Here is a 2,236-nt window from a genome sequence, read left to right as displayed (position 1 = left end):
GAGGAGAGTTCAATGTGCCAAGTTCAATCCCCTCTGCCCCTCTGCATTTCAAACTTGTGAGAAATGCGGGTAGTGCATAATACGATTTCTCAATGCTCAATTTTCAAGATAAATATCCCAGGAGATTAAAATATGGTTCAGGTTCGCTATGGTGGACAAAACGGTAAACAGTATGAACTTGCGATCAGTGACGAACACGTTGTAGTGCGTACCGAAAGCCGCAGTACTATTGTCGGTGCAAGACCGTTTGAAGTCGCGCCTGTGTCACCCACGGCTCGTAGCATCCTCAATCAATTCGAGTTAACAACGCGGTTTCGGCAAGCGGGTGTAGAAATTCTGCAAGCGAAAGTTCCGAATCAGGGTGTGGCTCTGCGCGATCGCGCCCGTGAAATTCTCAACCAAGAGTCTGAAGTCCAATTTGCCGGACGTGTCCTCATCGATCCAGTCTCCAGTCAACCGGTAATTTACACCGAAAACCTCTTTGTTAAATTCGATAACGAAGAAGAATCAAGTGTCTGCCAAGAGGTATTAAGACGTTACAACTTAACAATTAAACGCCAACTTGAATATGCACGGAATACTTACTTTGTCAATGCACCTGCAAACACTGGTATAGCCATCTTTGACATTGCCGAGCGACTTCTAAATGAAGAATCAGTTGAACTGTGTCATCCTGAACTAGTGCGTGAATCACGCCAACGTCAGGTTTTCCCACAACAGTGGCACTTAAAGCAAACAACAATTAATGGTAAGGTAATTAACGCCCATGCCAACGTTGAGGCCGCTTGGAAATTAAGCGATGGCACAGGGGCAATTATTGCAATTATCGACGACGGTGTGGATCTCGATCATGAAGAGTTCCGTTCCTCTGGAAAGATTGTTGCCCCGCGTGATGTCACACGTAAAAGTGACAATCCAAGACCCGGAAACGACAATAATCACGGTACAGCTTGTGCCGGAGTAGCTTGTGGAAACGGGAAATTTGGCGCATCTGGTGTAGCACCGGGTGCAAAACTAATGCCGATTCGTTTAGCTTCATCGTTGGGGTCACAGGATGAAGCAGATGCTTTTATTTGGGCGGCTCAAAATGGTGCTGATGTTATTTCTTGTAGCTGGGGCCCAGCAGATGGTGTTTGGTTTGAGCCAGACGATCCTCTACACAAGCAAAAAGTACCTCTGCCTGACTCTACAAGACTTGCTATGGACTTTGCAATTAATAAAGGGCGCAACGGCAAGGGATGTGTAATTTTATTCGCGGCTGGTAATGGTAACGAAAGCGTGGATAACGATGGCTACGCTAGTTACCAAAAGGTGATTGCTGTGGCGGCTTGTAACGACTTCGGCACGAGAAGCGCTTACAGCGACTTTGGTCAAGCGGTGTGGTGTGCCTTCCCTAGTAACAATGGTGATAGTTCTCAAACCCCAGGAATTTGGACAACCGATCGCGCTGGTGTAGTTGGCTATAATTCGGGTAATCGGAATCTGGGTGATGCCGGAGGTAACTACACAAGCGAATTCGGTGGAACTTCCAGTGCTTGTCCAGGTGCGGCTGGGGTAGCAGCCTTGATTATTGCCAGAAACCCAAATCTGCGTTGGGACGAAGTAAGAGATATTATAAAACGCTCCTGCGATCGCATCGATCAAGCTGGAGGTAAATATGATGCCAATGGTCGCAGCCCTTTCTACGGTTATGGTCGAATGAATGCTCTCAAAGCTGTAGAATTGGCCAAGCCGGCGCAAACATCGCCCATTACTATATTCAAGGCAGTGCAAGATATCCCCATTAACGACTTACAAACATCAACATTGTCGTTGGCGATCGCTAATACCACCCTCCTGAAATCCATCAAAGTTAATGTAGACATTGAGCATACCTATATTGGGGATCTTGTCGTTACTCTTCTTCCCCCAGTGCAAATAGGTATACTTCCCATCATTCTGCACGATCGCCAAGGCGGAGCTACAGATAATATTAAAACAACTTATGACGAGGTAAACACCCCAAAACTTGCAGCCTTTAAAGGTAAAAATCCCCAAGGAACCTGGACTCTTGAAGTTGCAGATAAAGCTAACGCAGATACAGGAAAGATTCGCAGCTTAACCATTGAAATTGGATTTTAAGCCAATACGCTTGGGTTAAGGGTAGTTGTAGGCTGGGTAGACCCGCATTTCTCACAAGCTTCAGGCGTTTGATAGAGCAGAGGGGCAGAGGGGCAGAGGGGCAGAGGGGCAGAGG

The 2,236-nt window shown here is 46.8% G+C and carries 1 protein-coding gene; it reads left to right on the top strand.

Annotated elements, in window-relative coordinates; translation table 11 throughout:
- Positions 1-132: 132 nt before the first annotated feature.
- Positions 133-2,121, top strand: coding sequence for a S8 family serine peptidase (locus tag CDG79_RS40190; protein ID WP_094347005.1), 1,989 nt, complete (start codon positions 133-135; stop codon positions 2,119-2,121).
- Positions 2,122-2,236 lie beyond the last annotated feature (115 nt).

It is taken from the genome of Nostoc sp. 'Peltigera membranacea cyanobiont' 232, assembly GCF_002245985.1.
Taxonomy (GTDB): Bacteria; Cyanobacteriota; Cyanobacteriia; order Cyanobacteriales; family Nostocaceae; genus Nostoc.
This window is presented reverse-complemented; position numbering and strand designations above follow the sequence as displayed.